Raw genomic sequence first — 21419 nt, 5'->3', positions numbered from 1 at the left:
TGGGGCAGCGTGAGCAAGAAGAGCACCGGCGGCGCCGGCACGCCCGCGACCGTCGCCCTGACCAAGGCCAAGGCGGAGTTCACGCTGCACCCCTACGACCACGACCCCGGCGCCCAGGCCTACGGCGAGGAGGCCGCCGACGCGCTCGGCCTGCCGCCCGAGCAGATCTTCAAGACGCTCGTCGCCGAGGTCGAGTCCGGGCTCGCGGTCGCCGTCGTCCCCGTCTCCGGCAAGCTCGACCTCAAGGCGTTCGCCTCGGCGCTGGGCGGCAAGCGGGCGGCGATGGCCGACGCGGCCAAGGTCGAACGCGTCACCGGCTATGTCGTCGGCGGCATCAGCCCGCTCGGCCAGCGCAAGGCCCTGCCGACCGTGGTCGACGAGTCCGCGCTCGCCTTCGACACCGTCTACTTCTCGGCCGGCCGCCGCGGCCTGCAGATCGAGACCGCCCCGGCCAACCTGATCGAGCTGACCCGCGCGGTGACCGCGCCGATCGCCAAGGCGTAGCCGCATCCTGGCAACCGTTGCCGAAGAGGCGAGATCGCGGCTGAGGCAGACTCGGTCGGGTGCACTACCTTTCCGCCATTGAGATGGCCCACCTCGTCAGGACTCGCCAGGTCAGCGCCACGGAGTTGGTCCAGGCGCATCTGCGGCGGATCGAGGAGGCGAACCCGGCGATCAACGCCGTCGTCACCCTGACCGCCGAGCAGGCGCTGCGCGAGGCCAAGGCCGCCGACGCCGTACCCGCCGCGGGGCCTTTGCACGGGGTGCCGGTCGCGCACAAGGACCTGGCCGACACCGCGGGCGTGCGCACGACGTACGGCTCGCCGCTGTTCGCCGGGCATGTGCCGACCGAGGACGCACTGGTCGTCAGGCGGCTCAAGGAGGCGGGTGCGATCACGATCGGCAAGACGAACACGCCCGAGTTCGGCACGGGGTCGCACACGGTCAACGAGGTGTTCGGGGCCACCCGCAACCCCTACGACCTGGGCAGATCGGCGGGCGGCAGCAGCGGAGGGGCCGCGGCGGCGCTCGCGGCCGGGCTCGTGCCGCTGGCCGACGGGTCCGACATGGGCGGTTCGCTGCGCAATCCGGCCTCGTTCTGCAACGTCGTGGGCCTGCGGCCGACGCCCGGACGCGTGCCCGACATCTCGCGCAGCGCCGCCTGGTTCACCCTCGCGGTGACCGGGCCGATGGCCAGGTCGGTGGCCGATCTGACGCTCATGCTGGAGGCGATCGCCGGATTCGACCCGCGTTCGCCCTACGCCATCAGGGAGAGGTTCACCGCCGAGGCCGAGCAGGGGGTGGCCGGGCTGCGGGTGGCGTGGAGCCCGGACCTCGGCGGGCTGCCCGTCGACGCCGCGACGGCCGAGGTGACCGCGACGGCTCCGGCGGTGTTCGAGCGCCTCGGCGCGCACGTGGAGCGGGTCGACCTCGACCTGTCCGACGCCGAGGACGCCTTCAGGATCTACCGCGCCTGGTACTACTGGCTGTCGTTCGGCTCGATCGCCGACGAGGTCGGGCCCAACACCCGGTGGAACGTCGAGCAGGGCAGGCGGGTGAGCGGCGCCGACCTGGCCAGGGCCGAAGGGTTGCGGACCAGGCTGTACCAGCGGATGGCCGCCTTCTTCGACCGCTACGACGTGCTGATCGCCCCGGTGAGCCAGGTGCCGCCCTTCCCCGTCGACCAGCCGTACGTCCAGGAGATCAACGGCGAGCCGCTGCCGGACTATCTGGCCTGGATGCGCTCGGCGTACTGGATCAGCGTGCTGCACGCGCCCGCCGCGTCGGTCCCGTGCGGCTTCACGCCCTCCGGGCTGCCGGTCGGGCTGCAGATCGTCGGCCGCCCGTTCGCCGACGCCCGCGTCCTGCGCGTCGCCGCCGCCTTCGAGGCGGCCACGCGCCACGGCGAGCGCAGGCCATCCCTCTAGAGCTGCGGGTCCCCGTACGGGTGCCGCAGCGGCGACTCGCGGTAGCCGGACACCGCCTCGACGATGCCGAACAGGGCGACGGCCAGCAGCGGCCAGGCCAGGAAGACGCCCTTGGCGGTCAGGACGAGCGCACCCGGGACGACCTCGAACCCGGGTGCGGCCGACGCCTCGACGGTGGCGTGGCCGAGGGTGAACGTGGTGCCCACCCAGTACGTGAGCGTGGCGGCCAGCGCGCCGCCGAGGCAGAGGCCCGCCAGCATCGCCAGGGGGCGGTCGCGGGCCACCTGCCAGGCGACAATCCCGGCCAGGCCGCCCAGCACGCCGGTGATGACGGCGAACCAGCCGTCGGCCGCGATGATCGCCTGGGTGGTCGGATCGACGAGTTGCGGGCCCTCGTCGGTGAGCGCGTAGGGCGCGCGGGGCGCGAGCAGCGTCCAGGCGAGGCCCGCCAGGACGCCCAGAGCGGCGAGCGCGAGAACAGTCACCGCGAAAGCCCGCACTTGGCGCACCACGCCATTCCCCCTGACATTGTGAGTCCGGAACCCGCTCGATGGTAATCGACCGCGTCCTCGGCGGGGATCAGCACCACGGGTGGCGCGTCAACGCTGTCCTCAGGCCCCGAACGCGAGACAATACCCCCGTGATTTCCGACAAGGTGTGGCAGATTACCCCGTCAGGCCCGCTCCGGGGCGACGTCGTGGTGCGCGGCTCGAAGAACGGCGTGTCGAAACACATGGTCGCGGCCATGCTGGGATCGGGCGAGAGCACCCTCAACAACGCTCCCGAGGTCGGCGAGGTCGGCATCACGGCGGCGATGCTGGAGGCGCTCGGCATCCACGTCGAGATCGACGGCAGCGAGATCAGGATCGCGCCCGGCGAGGACATCCAGCCCAGGGTGCCCGACGCCTTCACCGGGCTCAACCGCATCCCGATCCTCATGCTCGGCCCGCTCCTGCACCTGACGGGCGAGGCGTTCGTCCCGATGGTCGGCGGCGACCCGATCGGGCGGCGGCCGGTGAACTTCCACGTCGAGGCGCTGCGCGCGATGGGCGCCGAGGTGGAGGTGCAGGACACCGGCGTGTTCGCCAAGGCGCAACGCCTGCGCGGGGCCAGGATCGAACTCGCCTATCCGAGCGTGGGCGCGACCGAGACCATCCTGATGTCCGCGGTGCGGGCCGAGGGCAAGACCGTCATCAAGAACGCCGCCATGGAGCCGGAGGTCGTCGAGCTCGCGCTGTTCCTGCAGCGGATGGGCGCGCGCATCGAGCTGTCACCCGACCGGCGCATCGTCGTGGAGGGCGTGGAGCGGCTGCACGGCGCCAGGACGTGGCTGGCGGGCGACCGGATCGAGGCGTTCTCCTACCTGGCGGCCGGCCTGGTCACCGGTGGCGAGGTACGCGTGCACGGCTGCCCGCAGGACCGGCTGGTCACCGCGATCACCACCCTGGCCAAGATGGGCGCCCAGTTCGAGATCAACGACGAGTTCGTCAGCGCCTGCGCGCCCGACGGGCTGCGGGCCGCCGCGGTGCAGACCGACACGCATCCGGGGTTCATGACCGACTGGCAGACGCCGCTCATGGTGCTGTTCACCCAGAGCCAGGGCATGTCGGTGCTGCACGAGACCGTGTTCGAGAACCGCCTGGTGTACGTGCCCGCGCTGCAGAAGATGGGCTGCGAGATCGAGGTGTTCGACGTCTGCCTCGGCGGTCCGGCCTGCCGCTTCCACGACACCAACGCCAAGCACTCGGCCGTCGTACGCGGGATCTCCAAGCTGCGTGGCGCCGATGTGGAGCTGCCCGACATCCGGGCCGGGTTCTCCGCGGTCCTGGCGGCGGCGGTGGCCGACGGGCCCTCGACACTGCGCGGGGTGCATCACATCGAGCGGGGTTACCACCGGCCGTTCGAGCAGTTCCAGTCGCTGGGTCTGGATATCCGGAGGGGCTCCTGAATATCCGCATCAACCGGTAAAGGCTTGTCAACCGGGCGTTTGTTCGCGATCGGCAGGTCAAAGACCAACTGCGTGACTTCCCGACATGACAGACAGCATGGGGTTCTCGCCTGTCTCGGCGGACTGGGACTGGCGGGGGCGCTGGGCGGGGTGCTCGCCGCGGCGGTGGCCGTACCCGCCGTCGGCGGCGCGGGCATGGCGGTGCGCACGGCCGCCGCCCAGGTCACCGACCTGCCGCCCGCCCCTCGGGAGGAGCCGCTGGCGCAGCTGACCCGGCTGCTCGACCGCAACGGCAGGCAGTTCGCCCAGTTCTACGAGGCCAACCGGACGACGGTCGGCCTGGACCGGGTCGCGCCGATCATGCGCAAGGCCATCGTGGCGATCGAGGACTCACGCTTCTACGAGCACGCCGGGCTGGACATCAAGGGCACCCTGCGCGCGGTCATCACCAACACGCAGGCGGGCGGCATCAAGCAGGGCGGCTCATCGCTGACCCAGCAGCTCGTCAAGAACATCCTCATCGAGAACGCCGAGACCAAGGCCGAGCAGGACCGGGCCAGGGCGCCGAGCCTGTCGCGCAAGGTGGCCGAGCTGAGGTACGCGCTGGCCATGGAGAAGAAGTACCGCAAGGACGAGATCCTGGAGCGCTACCTCAACATCTCCTACTTCGGCGCGGGCGCCTACGGCGTCGAGGCGGCGGCCAGGCGGTTCTTCTCCACGAGCGCGGCCAGGCTGACACTCGCCCAGGCCGCCACCCTCGCCGGGGCGGTCCGCACGCCGTACGGGACCGATCCGTCGCTCGGGGCCAAGCAGCAGGCCAGGCTCCGGGAGCGGCGTGACACCGTGCTGGAGCGGATGGCGCAGCTGCAGCTCATCACCCCGGCGCAGGCCAGTGCGGCCAGGAAGAGCAAGCTGGGCATCCGGCTGCACGCCGAGCGCGGCGGCTGCATGGAGAGCGACTTTCCCTTCTTCTGCCTGTACGTCCAGCGGGAGCTGCTGACCAATCCGGTCTTCGGCAGTACCAAGGCCGAGCGCAAACGCCGGATGGCCAGGGGCGGCCTGGTGATCAAGACCACGCTGGACCCCGCCACCCAGCGCGCGGCCGAGCGTGCGATCGCCTCGCGGGTGCGCGCCGAGGACACCGAGGTGGCCGCCGAGGCCATGGTCGAGCCCGGCACCGGGCGGATCAGGGCGATGGCGGCGAGCAAGAGGTACGGCCGCAATCCCGGCGATCGCAACAACGGGCCCAACACGACGTTCAACCTGCCCGCCGACGTCGCGCACGGCGGCGGGCTCGGGTTCCAGGCCGGTTCGACGTTCAAGGTGTTCACGCTGGCGACGGCGTTGCAGCAGGGGTGGCGCTTCAACCAGGGCTTCAAGACGCCCGGCCGGCTCGTGCCCTCCGCCGGGTACCGCGACTGCGCGGGCAACGCGGTCAACGACAGGAACGCCCGCGTCTACAACGCCAGCGGCGAGGGCAAAGGCGGCCCGCACAGCCTGTCGACCGGCACCTGGAAGTCGGTGAACATCTTCTACATGATGCTGGAGCAGAAGGTCGGCCTCTGCTCGGTCGTCAAGACCGCCAAGGCGCTCGGCATCGGCCGCGCCGACGGCGGCAAGCTGCGCGAGGTGCCGACGTTCACACTCGGCGTCAACGAGATGGACCCCGTGACGGTGGCGGCGTCGTTCGCGACCTTCGGGGCACGCGGGCGCTACTGCAGGCCGATGGCGATCCTGGAGATCGTCGACAGGGAGGGCCTGCGCACCGAGGTGCCGCCGAGCTGCGAGCAGGCCATCGACAAGGGCGTGGCCGACGCGGTCAACCACGTGCTGTCCGGCGTGTTCACCAAAGGCACGATGCGCGGCCAGAGCATCGGCCGCGACGCGGCGGGCAAGACCGGCACGAACAACGGCTACACCTCGGCCTGGTTCGCCGGGTACACCCCCGACCTGGCCGCCGCCGTCAGCGTGGGCGACATCCGGGGCTCCTACCGCTATCCGCTGCGCGGGGTGAAGATCGGCCGCTCGTACTACGGGCAGGTGCAGGGCTCGGCGCTCCCCGGCCCGATCTGGGTGTCGTCGATGCGGGCGGCCCTGCGCGGGGTCAGGGAGAGCTCGTTCGCGGGTCCGGACATGTCGCGGTTCGGGGGCGGGTACACGCCTGGGCTGGCAGAGCAGATGGCCGCCGAGAAGCGCGCCGCCGCGGCCCGGGGACGGCGCGACGGCCAAGGAGCGAGATACACCTGGCGCAACCGGGGACGCCGGTAGCACGCGCTTTCCACCGGAAGGACGCCGAGCCTGCGGGCGAGCGCGTTCTCGCCCGCTCGCCACGTCGGCCTGCGATCATCAACCTGTCAGACGCACGGGACAGTCGCATCGCGGTCACCCTGACCTGCGCGGCCGACGACCACGTGGGTCTCGCCCTCCGTTCCGATCCCGGCAGGGTCGCAGGCGCGCCAGACGCGTCCTTCACCAACGGCTACCTGTCGTGAGCGGCATGATGAGAACTCGCGACAATTGCCTGGCGGCCTGCCGACCCATGAATATCTGGTAATCACAACACGCCACCGACTGTGACATATGTCACGCTCTCAGTGGACGGCAATTCTCATGCAAATGACCTGCGTCTGTGGCTAAAGGTTTCACGCCGACGACTACGAGTGATCATCGTAGACCTTGATCGAAATTCCGCTGCGCCACACAATGGCCGAGCTTGGCTTATGCATTCTTTATCGCAGCCAGGATGAAATTCCTGACATTTCAGCTCGGGTGGAAGGCGTCGCCATGCTGGGTTTCTTACGTACGCGAATCCTGTTCGATCTAACCGTTGTCGGGATCGTGGTGACGATGTTCACCGCCGGACTCGTCGTGTACGACGGCCTGTCGCGCGAGTCCGTGGCAGAGGCCGCCCCCGAACCCGAACACTCGGTGAACGGGCGAGAAATCCCAGGTGTGAGCCCCTTCAACGCCGCAGAGGACCACCAGATCCCTCGCGTGCCCCGCGCTGCCGTGTGGCCGAAGGCAGGCGTATCCGAGGCGCCGATCCGCAATGTGCGGCAATTGACCCCGGTGGGCGCCCTTCCGGTTCTGGTCTCCGAGGTGCCACGCGGCAAGAACAGGAATGAGCCCCCTTCGGAACTCGGTCGCATGCGCCGGCGGCTCGGGTCGACATTGTGGATCGCGTCGGAGTTGAGTCATTCGACGCCCGAAAGGTCGCGGAGCTGGGAGGAATCGGTGTCGGCGCCGGATTGGTCCGAGCCGATGGCGAATCCGGAACAGGACGTGTACGACTCGCCTTGTCCTATGACGGCTTTCGCGATGCGCACGGCGGTGGATTCACCTCGCGCCTGCGCATGGTTCGTGTGGCGGCCTGTGCCCTGATCACGCCGCGACCGCAGGCATGTGACGCACGGCCGGTGCCGGTCCCGTCGACCAACGATGAGGTCGCCGGCAGAGTCGTGGCCGATGTGCCCGTCGACGCCGCCAAGGGCGAGAGCGCCGGAGTCGTGTACATGCTGGCCGTGTCGGCCTCCAGCACAGGTTCCTCGTCGGAAGGCACGTTCTCGGCGACCGACCTCAAGCCTTCGGGATCCTGGCAGGCCGGCTCCTCCAACGGCGGCTTCTCCTGGACTTTCCCCCTGCCTGAGGCGCCATCGCCGGTCGACGACGGCCCCGGCCTCGATCTGGTCTACGACTCCGCGGCCGTGGACTCCATGTCGTGGGCGACGAACCCCCAATCCGGCTGGGCGGGATTCGGCTGGGACGTGTCGACCGGATTCGTCGAGCGGCGTTTCGCCTCGTGTGCCATGGACGCGGCGGCACGGCCCGAGTTGGAGCAGTTGCAGTGCTGGGAGTCGCCCGACGGTAACGACGCCGACGCCTCGACCGGCGATGCGGCGCATTCGGAGCTGGTGCTGTCCCTTGACGGTGTGACGACGCAGTTGCTGAAGGACCGCACGACCGGACAGTGGCGAACGGAGAACGACCACGGCTGGAAGGTCGAGCTGGTCGCGGGTGGCGAGGCGGGCGACTATTGGAAGATCACCGACCTGAGCGGCGCCGTGCACCGGCTCGGCTACCGCAGGGACGCGGCCTGGCAGACCCAGTACGTGGGCAACGAGCCCGGCGAGCCCTGCTATGACCGCTACAACACCGGCAACCCCCTGTGTGCCGGAACCTACCGCTGGAACCTCGACCAGGAGTCCGACGCTCACGGCAACGCCACCGACTACACCTATACCCGCGAGATCAACCACCTCTGCTGGACGGCGACCACCTGCACCGGCGCCGCCTATGACAGGGGCGGTTACCCGCAGAAGGTCGAATGGGGCCACAACCTCAGGGTCGCGGGAAGCACCCCCACGGCGAAGATCGAGTTCTCGTCGGTCGACCGCACGAGCGAGCTGACGGGTATCACCGACGTGCCCACGGACCTGCGCTGTGACGCGGCAGCGGGTTGCGCCAACCCGGCGACCGCCTTCTTCGTCACCAAGAGACTCGACGCCGTCACCGCCTATGCAAAGGTCGGGGCGGCCTGGGACGACGTGTCCAGAGTGAACCTGACCTACAAGAGCGTCGCCGGACAGGGCGGTCCCACTCCGAAGTCGGTGCTGTGGCTCGACACCCTGCGAACGACCGGCCTGGCGACGAGCACGCCGATCACGGTTCCGGTCATCGCCTTCGACGCCGTCATGGCGGTCAGCCGTACGGTCAAGGACGCGCGGGTCGCCCCCGACCCCGTCCCGGTCTCGCTTCCCCGCGTCGGCGCGGTGGAGAACGGAATGGGAGGCCGTACAGAAATCGTGTACGGCCAGGCGACGCCCTGTGCGACGGGAACGGCCTCCGACTGCTGGAGGCACCGCGACGAGTACGACATCGTCAACTGGGTCGAGGTGTGCGACCCGGACACGGGCGAATGCTGGTGGGAAGAGGAGATCGTCGGCTACGACTGGGTTGTCACCGACTACCAGCGCCAGCTCGCCGTGGAGATTACCGAGAAGGACCTGGTAGCCGGTTCGCCCGACCAGGTAACCAGGTACGAGTACTTGGGCGCTCCGGCCTGGAAGGCCAACCAGAGCTACGTCCAGGTGCCCGACCCGACCGAGCCCGACATCGCGCAGTGGCGCGGTTACGCCACCGTCCGCACGATCGAGGAGGCGGAGAACCTGGCCGACTGGGAGGTGGGCACCGAGACGTTCTTCAGGGGGGTCGGCGGAACGCTGACGGCGTTCGACGGAGCGGGCGTCACCGACGGCGCGAACCTCGCCGGCCGTCTTCTGGAGCAGCGGACCTGGCGTGTGACCGCGCCGAGCACCTACAGCGAGGAGTCCGCCGTACGCTACGAGTACGCTCTCACGACGAACGGTGCCACCGGCCCGATCCCGTCCGTGACAGTCAGCCTCGCCCGGGAGCGCAGCAGGGAGCGGACGGCCGACGGCGCCTTCAGATACGGCGACAAGCAGTTCGTCTCCGACCCCTTCGGGCTGCCGACCGAGGTACGCGAACTCGGCCAGGACGGCATCACCACCGATGACACCTGCACAAAGATCACATACGCCCGCAACACCACATCCGGGCGCTGGATGATCGACACGGCCTCCGGCCAGGAGACCCGCAAGGGGCTGGACTGTTCCTCCGGCGACGTGATCCGTCGCAAGGTCACCCTCTACGACGGCTCGACCGACCCGGGGGCCAACGTGCCCACCGTCGGCGACGTCACAGAGATCAGAGCATCGACGGGGCCGGCCGACGTGGTGACCACCAAGGCCACCTACGACCTGTACGGCAGGGCGACCTCCTCGACCGACGAGCTGAACCGCTCGACCACGATCGCGTACAACCCCGCCTCAGGCTGGCCGGTGAACGGCGTCCAGGTGACCAACGCGCTGACCCACCAGAGCACCACCTGGCTCTCCGCGCTGCACGGGCAGGCGACCAAGAGCGTCGATCCCAACACCAAGACCAGCGAGATCGACTACGACGCCCTCGGCCGTGCCACAACCGTGTGGGGCCCCGCCCAGCCGCGCAGCGGCGGAACGGCCACGGCGACCGCCACCTACACCCTGCCGGTCAACGCCACGACCGGAAAGGCCAACGGCCCGGTCAAGGTCAGTACCTCCCAGCTGCTCACGGGCACGGGCGCGACGGCGAAATGGCTCACCTCCCACTCCTACGAGGACGGTTTCGGCCGGGTGCGAGAGCTCCAGACGCCGTCGCCTGGCGGTGGAAGAATCGTCGCCGTCACCGCCTATGACCGCCGCGGCCACCAAGCCGTGACCGCCGAGCCGGTGCACAACACGGCCGCGCCGGGCTCCGGCCTGCTGAACCCCGCCTCCACCTCGCTGCCTTCATGGACCAAGAGCACCTACGACCATCAGGGCCGCAAGAGCGCCGACATCGACTACGGCTTCGCCACCGAGCTGCGCCGTACGACCACCGCCTATCCCGGCGCCGACCGCAGCGAGGTCCTGCCCCCCAGAGGCGGCAAGACCGTGTACCACAACGACGTCTTCGGCCGGGTGACCAAGGTCGAGGAGTGGACCACCGTGGCGGGACAGAGTCAGCTGCGGGCCACGCCGAGCGCGGAGGCGCCCCTGAGCGCCGACAGGAACAAGACCAGGGCGCCGCTCAGCGGAGACGGCAAGACACGTGTGCCCGCCCCGTCACCACTGGAGGCTTTCGCGCTCCAGGCGGGGCGGACGGCGTCGGCGCAGGCACAGCGTACGCGCCTGCCCGTCGAGGTCACGGCGCTGACCTCGGAGACCAGCACCACCACCGCCCATCCCGACGGGAAGAGCTACACCACTCAGGTCTACTCCGGGCCGGTCAGGCTCCGACGACAGGGGGCCTGGGTTCCCGTCGACACCACGCTGATCGCGGCCGACGGTGTACTGAAGCCGAAGGCGGCCAAGGCCGACGTGACCTTCTCGGCCGGAGGTTCCGGTCCCTTCGCGATCTTGACACATGGTGCGCGAGAGCGGGTGGCCCTGAGCTGGCCTGTGCCGCTGCCCAAGCCGGTCGTGTCCGGCAGCACCGCGACCTACCGCGACGCCGCGGGCCCCGGCGCCGATCTTGTCGTCACCGCGGTGGCCACGGGCTTCCGTCATGACGTGCTCATCCGGCGTCGTCCCACAGGGCCCCTCGAACTACGCATCCCCGTGACGACCACGGGTCTCGACCTGAGCGAGGGCTCCGGAGGCCGTCTGCTCCTGACCCGCCCCGGCCAAAAGGGTCAGGTGGTGGCCTCCGCCCCGGCCCCGGTGATGTGGGATGGCAAGGGCAGCCGGAGAACCAAGGTCGACAGTGAGGTGCTGACCGAGAACGGCAGGCAGGTTCTCGTCCTGAAGCCGAGCACGAAGTTCCTGACCGATCCGGCCACCACGCTGCCCATCACCGTCGATCCGACGACCACACTGTCCCTGTCCAGCGATACCTGGATCTCCAACTTCGGCGGGCCCAGCGACCCGCAGCAGTTGTGGACAGGCGTGCTGGACGATCCGTTCAGCGGTTTCGAGATCGACAGGGCGTACCTGAAGTTCGACACCGCCGCCATCTCCGGCAAGACCGTCACCGACGCCAGGCTCCAGCTGAACAACACCTTCTCCAGCGGGTGTGGCACCTCCGGTTCGGGCATCACCGCTCAGCGGCTGACCGCCTCGTGGAGCGCGGGCAGCCTCACCTGGGCGGGCAAGCCCGCCGCGAGCACCGCAGGCGAGGTCACGGTCAAGGACCCGGCGGGCTGCGGTACCGCCGGCCCTTGGGTGTGGACCGTCACCACCATCGCCCAAGCCTGGGCAGGCGGCACCGCCAACCACGGGGTGCATCTGAAGGAGGCGCAGGAGTCCAGTTCGGGGCCCGAGTTCTCCAGGACCTTCTCCTCCTCGGGGTGCGGTTGCGCCAACACGCCCAAGCTGACGGTCACCTACGTCACCCCCTCCACGCCTGCGACCGGAACGCTGAGCGTCAACCCGTCCACCACAGTGGCAGGGCAGCTGATCACCACGTCCCTCACGCCGCAACTCCGGGCGATCGTCGACGATCCGGCCGGAGGCAATCTCACCGCCGACTTCCAGGTCGAGCACGACCCTGCCGCTCCCGGTCAGGGCACCGGGCTGATCTGGTCGGGCTCCTCCCCTACCGTCGCAGCCGGAGCGCAGGCCGCCGTCGCCGTCCCGGTCTCGACCTTGACCGACGGCTGGTCACTGCGCTGGCGCGCCCGAGCGGTCAGCGCCACGGCCACCTCGGCGTGGTCGGCCTGGCAAACGGTGAAGGTCGACCTGCCCGACGCGCAACCGCCCGTCGTCGGGACTCTGTCGGTGATTCCGTCGCAGGTCGTCGGCGGAGCCACCGTCACCGACACGCTCACCCCGCAACTGTCGGCGGCACTCACCTCTCCCAGCGGCGGAACACCGAGGGCCGAGGTCGAGGTCGAACACGACCCCGCCACCACAGGTCAGGGCAGCGGACTAATCTGGTCAGGCTTCTCACCACAGGTCGTCTCCGGTGGCAACGCCCTGGTCACCATCCCCTCGGGACAGCTGACGGACGGCTGGAAGGTGCGCTGGCGCGCTCGGGGCGTCGACGGCAGTGTGTCCTCCGCGTGGTCGGCGTGGCAGAACCTGACGATCGACCCGCCGGACGCGGGGCCCGGCCACAACGACACCACCTACGAGTACGATCCCGCCGGGCAGATCACCAAGATCATCGACGCGGACGGCAATATCCGCACCTTCACCTACGACTGGCTCGGCCAGCCGACAGGGCAGACAGACCCGGACGCGGGCGCCTCCACGACCGCCTACGACGCCGCAGGTCAGACGACGTACACGATCGACGGCAAGAACCAGAAGATCTCCTACACCTATGACGCCTTGGGTCGCCGTACCGCTCAGTGGGCCGGCGAGGTCAGCACGGGTACCAAACTGGCCGAGTGGACCTTCGACACTCCGCTCAAGGGTCTGCCCGCCACGACCACCCGCTGGACCGCGGGCCAGCCGTACATCAGCACCGCCAACGCCTACGACGCCAACTACCGGCCCACGAGCACGACCCTGACACTCCCCGCGTCGGAAGGCGCGCTGGCGACCGCCGGACCGTTCACCTTCACCTCGGCCTACAACGCCGCCGGGATGCTCACCCAGCAGACGATGCCCGCTGCGGGCGGCCTGCCGCAGGAGACGATCACCCCCACGTACACCGACCTCGGCTACGCCTACGGCCTGACATCCACCTTCGGTGGCGCCACCACCTACGTCAAGGACACCGCCTTCACCCTCACCGGGCGGCTCGACAACCGCAGGTACGGCGCCTCCGGGCAGGTCAAGCGCAGCCTGACCTGGGAGGAGACGACGGGCAGGCTCACCGGCCTCAAGACAGTCGCCAAGGCCAACACCGCCACACCCGTGACGGCGCAGGACGATGTCTTCAGCTACGACATCGACGACGCCGTGCTCCGCGTTCTCGACCGGGCCAGTGCCATCAGCGGTACGACCGTCGGCCAGTCGGAGTGCTTCACCTACGACGCACGCCACCGCCTCAGCGCAGCGTGGACCACCACGGCCGATGGATGCGCCTCGGGCGTCACCGGGGCCGACAACCTGGGAATCGACCCCTACCAGCAGACCTACGCCTACGACCGCACCGGCAACATCACCCGCCTGACCGACAACGGCCAGCAGGCCACCTACGCGTATCCGGCCGGTCCGGGTGCGACCAGGCCCAACGCCGTCACCTCGATCACTCGTCCAGGCGGCACCGACACCTACACCTACGACACCGCGGGACAGATGCTCACCCGCAACGTCGCGGGCAAGAACGCCACCTTCGAATGGGACGAACTCGGCCAACTCGCCCGGACCACCGTCGACGGCACCCCCACCCAGAACGTCTACGACGCCGACGGTGAACGCCTCATCCGCCGCACCCCAGGCAAGAGCACCCTCTACCTGGGAGACATGGAGCTCGAACTGGCCAACAGCCAGCTCAAGGGCACCAGGTACTACACCTCCGGCGACGGCGCCACCGTGGCCATGCGCACCACGACCACCGGCCTCATCTGGCTGCTGTCCGGTGGGCAGGGCACCGAGCAACTGGCCATCACCGATGCCACCAGCCAGGTCAATCGCGAACGCTACCTGCCCTTCGGTCAGCGCCGGGGCGCGGACGACCTGCCCTTCACCGACCGCGGCTTCCTCGGGAAGATCGAGGACTCCACCACCGACCTGACCTATCTGTCGGCCCGCTTCTACGACCCTGCCATAGCCCGCTTCATCAGCCCCGACCCTCTTCTCGACCTGCGTATCCCCGAATGGAGCAATCCCTACTCCTACGCCGGCAACAACCCCATCAGCTTCTCCGACCCCACCGGGCTGCGCGTCGACACCGGCAATCGCAAGTCCGACAAGACCTTCTCCAAGACTCACAAATCCAGCGGGCAGAAGAAGTCCAAGGCCTGGAAGAAGCAGGAGAAGAAGAACAACGACGCCTACGCGAAGTACAAGAAGGACAGGGAGGCTCGTGAGAAGGCCGCCCGCGACCGCCAGCGAGCCCTCGCCAAGCAGAAGCAGGCCGACCAGCGCGACCGCGAGGAGAACAAGGACCGCATAGCCGACAAGAAGAAGGCGGCACGCGAACGCGGAATCCGCAAGCAGGAGGACATCGACACCCCCGCCCAGTGGGAGGGCTACGGCGGCATCACCGACAAGGCGGTATCGGGCCGCCCCGGCCGCATGCGCAACGACCAGGCCTTCAACGCCTGGAAGAAGCGCGTGAACCCACCGGTCAACCTCATTCCGAAGAAGACCACGTGCGGCAACAGCTTCATCCCCGGCACCAAAGTCCTGATGGCCGACGGCACCCGCAAACCGATCGAGAACATCAAGATCGGCGATGTCGTCATGGCCTCAGAAGCCGCCACCGGCAGGACAGAGGCACGAGTTGTTGCTGCCCCCATAGTCGGACACGGGCACAAGCTTCTCGTGAAGATCGCAGTGACGGCATCATCACAGAACGCCCTTCACCCGAACACGATCACTGCAACCGGAAATCATCCGTTCTGGGTTGTCAGCGAGAACGAGTGGCTGCCGGCGGCCGAGATCAGACCTGGAATGTCTCTTCGGACAGCTGATGGCGAGCAGGCCACGGTGTCGAGCGCCACCATGTGGACTGCGTATCGAGCCCAGGTAAACAACCTCACTGTAGAGGATCTGCATACCTACTATGCGTTTGTCGGCCCGACACCTGTTCTCGTGCACAATGCTTCCGGAACTCCCTGCGACCCGCCCCTGCCGCCTGTTTCGCGCCAGAAGCAAGACGGTCACGTCGTGGGCACTCAGAGCTATGACAAGCGAATCGAGGCTGGCAAGCCGACCTCGACGTTCAATAGCCGTAGCGAGGCTGATGCTTACGCGCAGTATGCGTGGGCTCATGGGACGCCGGTTCCAGGCCGTCCTGGCGTGAGAGACTACGAGTTCGGCAAACCGGTCGGTCGGGGGCCGCGAGGCGGCTGGCAGACCTCTGTCCGGGTTCACATGGATGGCTCAGGCAACGTGCACGCCCACCCAAAGGGGAAAGAGTACAAGTGAGCAAGCGCGACGGCGATGTCGCCTCGGCCTACCTGGATGCCTTGCGTTCCTCGTACAGAGATCTGAGTCATCCAAAGTTCTACTTCGTTCGAGAGAGCAGCGATCGTAACCCGTACCGAGAGGCGCTTCGTGATCTAGAAGTTGAGTGGAGGGTGGACGATGACACCGACATCGATTGCGATGTGTGCTTCACATATATCGTGAACGGGGCCTCTCCGCTAATTGTCAAGCTCTCCATGGTGGGGCCTTACGCGGTGATCTTTTCCGTGGGAGATGATGGCCATGGGCCGGGCGAAATCATCTCAGCCCAGCAGCCCCCGGACAGCTTTGCGGAAAAGGTCATCAACACGCTGGCGAGAAATGGGGTGTCGCTTGTGCCCGTTGAACATCTGATGACACCCGTTTCTATTTCACTGATCGACGGGCGAAGCGAAGCACCTCTTTATGCTGCTCTTTTTCAGCCGGAAGGCGAAACTTCTTGGATCGTTAGCTGAACATCTACTCGATGTGGACCGCTCATCAGCAGACGGATGATCAGCACTAGGCGCACAGCCACCCGCCAGCCGCGTACCCAGCCTCTCAGGACAGAAGGTTGTTGCGGGAGGTCAGGGCGTTGGGGTGGTCAGGGCGCGTTCGAGGTAGGCGATCGCCTGGCCGGGCGCGCCCTGATCGCGCAGGAAGGAGGCGGCCTGGTCCAGGAGGAGGGTGGTGGTGCCGGGTCGGTATGGTCGGCCAGGGCGGTGATGCGGGGGAGCAGAGCGCGTCAGGCGGGCCAGTCGGCGGGGTCGGGGGCGGGGGCCGCCTGGACGAGGCGGCGGACGATCTGTCCTTCACCGACCGCGGCTTCCTCGGGAAGATCGAGGACTCCACCACCGACCCGACCTATCTGTCGGCCCGCTCCATCAGCCCCACCCCTCTTCTCGACCTGCGTATCCCCAAATGGAGCAATCCCTGCTCCTAGCCCAGCGGGAGGGCACTGCGGCAGCACCGACAAGGCGGTATCGGGCCGCCCCGGCCGCATGCGCAACGACCAGGCCTTCAACGCCTGGAAGAAGCGCGTGAACCCACCGGTCAACCTCGTTCCGAAGAAGACCTCGTGCGGCAACAGCTTCATCCCCGGCACCAAAGTCCTGATGGCCGACGGCACCCGCAAACCGATCGAGAACATCAAGATCGGCGACAACGTCGTCGCCGCCGATCCTTCGACTGGCGTAACCGAGGCCCGCGTCGTCAAGGCCCCCATCGAAGGCGCGGGCAGCAAGAAGCTCGTTCGTATCGGCATCAGCGATGACAGGGAGGGTCGAGTCCGCCCCGAGTCGCTGACCGCCACAGCCGAGCACCCTTTCTGGGTACCCCCCACAGAACTCAAGATCGGCATGCTTCTTCGAATCTCGGATGGCGTCAAGATCACGACCGTCAAGCACTGGACGGCGCACCAGCGAGTCAACAACCTGAGCGTCGAGGACATCCGCACCCACTGCGCACTGGCCGGTAGCACGCCGATCCTGGCGCACAACAGCGGGGAATGCGGCGATCTTGGTCCGAATTGAAGGCCGCGCCCCGCCTCTGAGGTCTGTGGATCAAGCGGATGTGAGGCTGTTGCGCGCAATATTAAAGAGCAGATCGGCGGGGACGTCCACCGAATTCAGTCACCCCCCGGGACGTCCAACGTGGGGAGATGACGCGGCAAACGGACTCAATGGGGTCACCGTGAGGTGGTGGTCGCAACGGCAGAGCCTACGATGGATTCACAGGCAGAGCGGGCCTTCCCGTCAATGAATTACAAGGCCCTATGGGCTGACCCACTCCCCAACGAATTCCCGTTCCGAGATAATTCATTGACTATCGAGAGCTATTCAAGTCCGTCCGTCACAGGCCGGCACTGCACGGCCTAGACGGGACGTACGGCTCCGTTGTTGCCTTCGCCCTGGGCTGCGATGCCGGCACTTCCGGTGTGCTCCTGTCGGGATTCAGGGATTTGCTGATCGTCAGGCTCGGCGATGGCAACAATCCCTCCTGGCCGGCCGTGGTCGAGCGAATCATCTCGTCCGAAGAATCGACCTTCGGCCATACGGCGGCAACTGGCCGCCTGGGGACGCGTGGATGAAGGAATACGAGGGGGACACGGGGCTGGTGGAGAGCATGGTTAATCACGTCCATCTGTGGGACGTTCTTGCGCCACGCTCTCCCGCTGAATACGACGCACTGGGAGGCCTGGCTGTCACTCTTTCCAGGACGTGGAGTTCGGCTCTCGCGCTGGCGTATCCGGGTCGGGAGTACGTGGTTTCGGTAGCGAACGATCCCGAAAGCCACGGGCCTTCCGTTTCATTCCGCGGGCGCGCTCGGGGATAGCCGTACACGAGCCGAAGGCCGGCTCACCCGCCCAGGCAGGCGGGCCCCAGGAGTTGCTTCAGGTCGCCCATCAGGGAGGGAGACTGCGTCACGCGGAGCCGGTCCTCCACGCGTACGACGGTGGTCTTGGGGCCGTTGTGGACCTGGAGGTGGACCTCGGAGGTGCCGGGGTGGCTGGTGAGGATCTCCTTGAGGCGGCCTACGACGGGTGGGGTGCAGCGGGCCAGGGGGAGGCTGACCAGGAGCGGGCCTCCGGCCTCGATGGAGAGGTCGGGGGCGGTGACCTCCATGGCGATGATCTTCGCGACGTCCTCGCGCTTGTCGATGCGGCCCTTGACGAACACGATGGCGTCCTCGGCCAGGATCGTCGAGCAGAGCTGGTACGACGACGGGAAGATCATGACCTCGATCGCGCCTTCGAGGTCCTCCAGCTGGGTGAGCACCCAGGTGTCGCCCTTCTTGGTGACCTTGCGCTGCACGCCCGACAGGATGCCGCCGACCGTGACGACATGGCCGTCGGCCCGGGACTCGTCCTGCAGGGCCGCGATCGAGCAGTCGGCGCCCGAGGCCAGGATGTGCTCGACGCCGAACAGCGGATGGTCGGAGACGTACAGGCCGAGCATTTCGCGTTCGAACTGCAGCAGGGTGTTCTTGTCCCATTCGCCCACCGGGACCTGGACGTCGAAGGTCTGGTCCTCACCGCCTTCGACGGCGCCGAACAGGGAGTCCTGGCCGATGGCCTCGTTCTTCTTGATGTCGATGATGGCGTCGACGGCCTGCTCGTGCACCATGACCAGGCCCTTGCGGACATGGCCGAGCGAGTCGAAGGACCCGGCCTTGACCAGGGACTCGATGACGCGCTTGTTGCAGACGATCGCGGGCACCTTGCGCAGGAAGTCCTTGAAGTCGGAGAAGCGGCCCTTCTCCTTGCGTGCGGAGATGATGCCGTCGACGACGTTGCCGCCGACATTGCGCACGGCCGAGAGGCCGAAGCGGATGTCGGTGCCTCGGGGGGTGAAGTCGAAGTCGGAGTCGTTGACGTCCGGCGGGAAGACCTTGATGCCCATGCGACGGCACTCGTTGAGGTAGAGCGCGGACTTGTCCTTGTCGTCCTTGACGCTCGACAGCAGCGCGGCCATGTAGGCGGCGGGGTAGTTCGCCTTGAGATAGGCGGTCCAGTACGAGATGAGCCCGTAGGCGGCCGAGTGCGCCTTGTTGAAGGCGTAGTCGGAGAAGGGCAGCAGGATGTCCCAGAGGGTCTTGATCGCCTCGTTGCTGTAGTCGTTGGCCTTCATACCGGCCTCGAACGACTCGAACTGCTTGTCCAGCTCGGACTTCTTCTTCTTGCCCATCGCCCGGCGCAGCAGGTCGGCCTTGCCGAGCGAGAACCCGGCGACCTTCTGCGCGATGGCCATGACCTGCTCCTGATAGACGATCAGGCCGTAGGTCGTGCCGAGGATCTCGGCGAGCGACTCCTCGAACTGCGGATGGATCGCCTTGATCTCCTGATGGCCGTTCTTGCGCAGCGCGTAGTTGGTGTGGGAGTCGGCGCCCATCGGGCCGGGGCGATACAGGGCGCCGACGGCGGAGATGTCCTCGAAGTTGTCGGGCTTCATCAGCCGCAGCAGCGAACGCATGCCGCCGCCGTCCAGCTGGAACACGCCCAGCGTGTCGCCCCTGCCGAGGAGTTCGTAGGTCTTGCGGTCGTCGAGCGGCAGCTTGAGCATGTCGATCTGCTCGCCGGACGTGGCCTCGATCATCTTGAGGCAGTCGTCCATGATGGTGAGGTTGCGCAGGCCGAGGAAGTCCATCTTCAGCAGGCCGAGCGTCTCGCAGGTCGGATAGTCGAACTGCGTGATGATCGCGCCGTCGGCGTCGCGCCGCATGATCGGGATGTGGTCGGTCAGCACCTCGGCCGACATGATCACTCCGGCGGCGTGCACGCCTGTCTGCCTGATCAGGCCCTCCAGGCCCTTGCCGAGGTCCATCGTCGCCTTGACGTCGACGTCCTCGTCGTAGAGCTTGCGCAGCTCACCGGCCTCGTTGTAGCGCGGGTGGTCCTTGTCGAAGATGCCGGAAAGCGGGATGTCCTTGCCCATGACGGCGGGCGGGAAGGCCTTGGAGACCTTGTCGCCCAGCGCGTAGGGGTAGCCCAGGACGCGACCGGCGTCCTTGATGGCAGCCTTGGCCTTGATGGTGCCGAACGTGGCGATCATGGCGACCTTGTCGGCGCCCCACTTCTCGGTCACGTAGCGGATGACGTCGGCGCGCCTGCGGTCGTCGAAGTCGATGTCGACGTCGGGCATGGACACGCGGTCGGGGTTGAGGAACCGCTCGAAGATCAGGCCGTGCGGCAGCGGGTCCAGGTCGGTGATGCCCATGGCGTACGCGACCAGCGAGCCCGCGGCCGAGCCTCGGCCGGGACCGACGCGCACGCCGTTCTCCTTGGCCCACATGATGAAGTCGGCGACCACGAGGAAGTAGCTCGGAAAGCCCATCTGCTCGATGATCCCGATTTCGTACTCCGCCTGCCTGCGGTGCTCGTCGTCGAAGCCTTCGGGCCAGCGCCTGTCCATGCCCTCCCACACGCTCTGGCGGAAGAACTCGATCTCCGTCATGCCTTCGGGGATCGGGAAGGTCGGCATGAGGTTCTTGAACTCGAAGAACCCGGCCGGGTCGACGCGCTCGGCGACCAGCAGCGTGTTGCGGCAGCCTTCGGCCCACAGGTCGGAGGAGTCGACCGCGCGCATCTCGTCGGCGGTCTTGATGTAGTAGCCGGAGCCGTCGAAGCGAAACCTGTCGGGGTCGGACAGCTGCTTGCCGGTCTGGATGCACAGGAGCGCGTCGTGGGAGGCGGCGTCGGACTCGTAGGTGTAGTGCGAGTCGTTGGTCACCAGCGGCGGGATCGAGAGGTCCTTGCTGATCTGGGTCAGCCCGTCACGCACGCGGCGCTCGATGTCGAGGCCGTGGTCCATGATCTCCAGGAAGTAGTTCTCCCTGCCGAAGATGTCCTGGAACTTGGCGGCGGCGGCCACGGCGGCGTCGTACTGGCCCAGGCGCAGTCTGGTCTGCACCTCGCCCGACGGGCAGCCGGTCGTGGCCATGAGGCCGTCGGCGTGCTCGGCGAGGATGTCGGCGTCCATGCGGGCCCACTTGCGGACGAAGCCCTCGGTGTAGGCGCGCGAGGACAGGCGCATGAGGTTGTGCAGGCCGCTCTTGTTGCGCGCCCAGATCGTCATGTGGGTGTAGTAGCCGCCCGCGGAGACGTCGTCACGCTTCTGGTGCGGCTCGCCCCACAGGACCGGCTTCTTGTTGAAACGCGCCTCGGGGGCCACATAGGCCTCGATGCCGATGATCGGCTTGATCCCGGCGCCGGTCGCCTGACGGTAGAAGTCGTAGGCGCCGTGCATGTTGCCGTGGTCGGTGATGGCGATGGCAGGCATACCGAGATCGCCGACCTGTTTGAACATCTGCTTGAGGCGCGCGGCGCCGTCCAGCATGGAGTACTCGGTATGCACGTGCAGGTGTACAAACGAGTCACTGGACGACATGGAGCGGCGCCTCCTCTAGCGAGACCGGATGTGCCCCACGAGCCTAATGGGCCCGGCG

At 67.6% G+C, this 21419-nt stretch carries 11 protein-coding genes; 9 read left to right on the top strand and 2 right to left on the bottom strand.

Going from position 1 to position 21419, the window contains the following annotated elements; all coding sequences use genetic code 11:
* Window positions 1-9 precede the first annotated feature (9 nt).
* On the top strand, window positions 10-504 hold the full coding sequence (gene ybaK / locus ACTWNK_RS15325) for a Cys-tRNA(Pro) deacylase (RefSeq protein WP_474304627.1): 495 nt from the start codon (window positions 10-12) through the stop codon (window positions 502-504).
* A gap of 59 nt (window positions 505-563) precedes the next feature.
* Window positions 564-1928, top strand: coding sequence for an amidase (locus ACTWNK_RS15320; protein WP_474304626.1), 1365 nt, complete (start codon window positions 564-566; stop codon window positions 1926-1928).
* Here the strand turns inward: ACTWNK_RS15320 and ACTWNK_RS15315 are convergent.
* Entirely contained in the window at window positions 1925-2413 is a 489-nt protein-coding gene (locus ACTWNK_RS15315) for a hypothetical protein (protein ID WP_474304625.1), read from the bottom strand. The two genes, ACTWNK_RS15320 and ACTWNK_RS15315, sit on opposite strands and share 4 nt — an antisense overlap.
* A gap of 155 nt (window positions 2414-2568) precedes the next feature.
* Between ACTWNK_RS15315 and murA the strand changes: the two genes are divergently transcribed.
* The 7 genes from murA to ACTWNK_RS15280 all read left to right on the top strand — a co-directional run bounded on the left by murA (window position 2569) and on the right by ACTWNK_RS15280 (window position 17008).
* Window positions 2569-3876 carry a UDP-N-acetylglucosamine 1-carboxyvinyltransferase gene (murA, locus tag ACTWNK_RS15310; RefSeq protein WP_474304624.1) on the top strand — a complete coding sequence of 436 codons (1308 nt, stop codon included), beginning with the start codon at window positions 2569-2571 and terminating at the stop codon, window positions 3874-3876.
* 72 nt (window positions 3877-3948) lie between these two features.
* Window positions 3949-6144 carry a transglycosylase domain-containing protein gene (locus tag ACTWNK_RS15305; RefSeq protein WP_474304623.1) on the top strand — a complete coding sequence of 732 codons (2196 nt, stop codon included), beginning with the start codon at window positions 3949-3951 and terminating at the stop codon, window positions 6142-6144.
* A 408-nt stretch (window positions 6145-6552) separates the two neighbouring features.
* On the top strand, window positions 6553-7257 hold the full coding sequence (locus ACTWNK_RS15300) for a hypothetical protein (protein WP_474304622.1): 705 nt from the start codon (window positions 6553-6555) through the stop codon (window positions 7255-7257).
* 35 nt (window positions 7258-7292) lie between these two features.
* Window positions 7293-15458, top strand: a complete 8166-nt coding sequence (locus ACTWNK_RS15295; RefSeq protein ID WP_474304621.1) for an RHS repeat domain-containing protein — start codon at window positions 7293-7295, stop codon at window positions 15456-15458.
* Complete coding sequence (locus tag ACTWNK_RS15290; RefSeq protein WP_474304620.1) at window positions 15455-15952, top strand: hypothetical protein; 498 nt, start codon at window positions 15455-15457, stop codon at window positions 15950-15952. Before ACTWNK_RS15295 ends, ACTWNK_RS15290 begins: the two co-directional genes overlap by 4 nt.
* A gap of 230 nt (window positions 15953-16182) precedes the next feature.
* The gene (locus ACTWNK_RS15285) at window positions 16183-16419 is read left to right on the top strand and encodes a hypothetical protein (protein WP_474304619.1); all 237 of its coding nucleotides are present in this window, start codon (window positions 16183-16185) and stop codon (window positions 16417-16419) included.
* A 58-nt stretch (window positions 16420-16477) separates the two neighbouring features.
* Window positions 16478-17008 (top strand): Hint domain-containing protein, encoded by a 531-nt coding sequence (locus tag ACTWNK_RS15280; protein ID WP_474304618.1) that lies wholly within the window; start codon window positions 16478-16480, stop codon window positions 17006-17008.
* Between the two features lie 825 nt (window positions 17009-17833).
* Here the strand turns inward: ACTWNK_RS15280 and dnaE are convergent.
* Window positions 17834-21361 carry a DNA polymerase III subunit alpha gene (gene dnaE, locus ACTWNK_RS15275; protein ID WP_474304617.1) on the bottom strand — a complete coding sequence of 1176 codons (3528 nt, stop codon included), beginning with the start codon at window positions 21359-21361 and terminating at the stop codon, window positions 17834-17836.
* Window positions 21362-21419: the final 58 nt, after the last annotated feature.

The organism is Nonomuraea sp. IBHARD001 (genome assembly GCF_056106265.1).
Note: the sequence above shows the minus strand (reverse complement) of the source record. Positions and strands in the feature narration are given on the sequence as shown.

Excerpts from the sequence above, each read along its gene's own strand:
- ACTWNK_RS15285 (WP_474304619.1), top strand. The coding sequence starts at position 16,183 with ATGGTCGGCCAGGGCGGTGATGCGGGGGAGCAGAGCGCGTCAGGCGGG.
- ACTWNK_RS15280 (WP_474304618.1), top strand. The coding sequence starts at position 16,478 with ATGCGCAACGACCAGGCCTTCAACGCCTGGAAGAAGCGCGTGAACCCA.
- dnaE (WP_474304617.1), bottom strand. The coding sequence starts at position 21,361 with ATGTCGTCCAGTGACTCGTTTGTACACCTGCACGTGCATACCGAGTAC.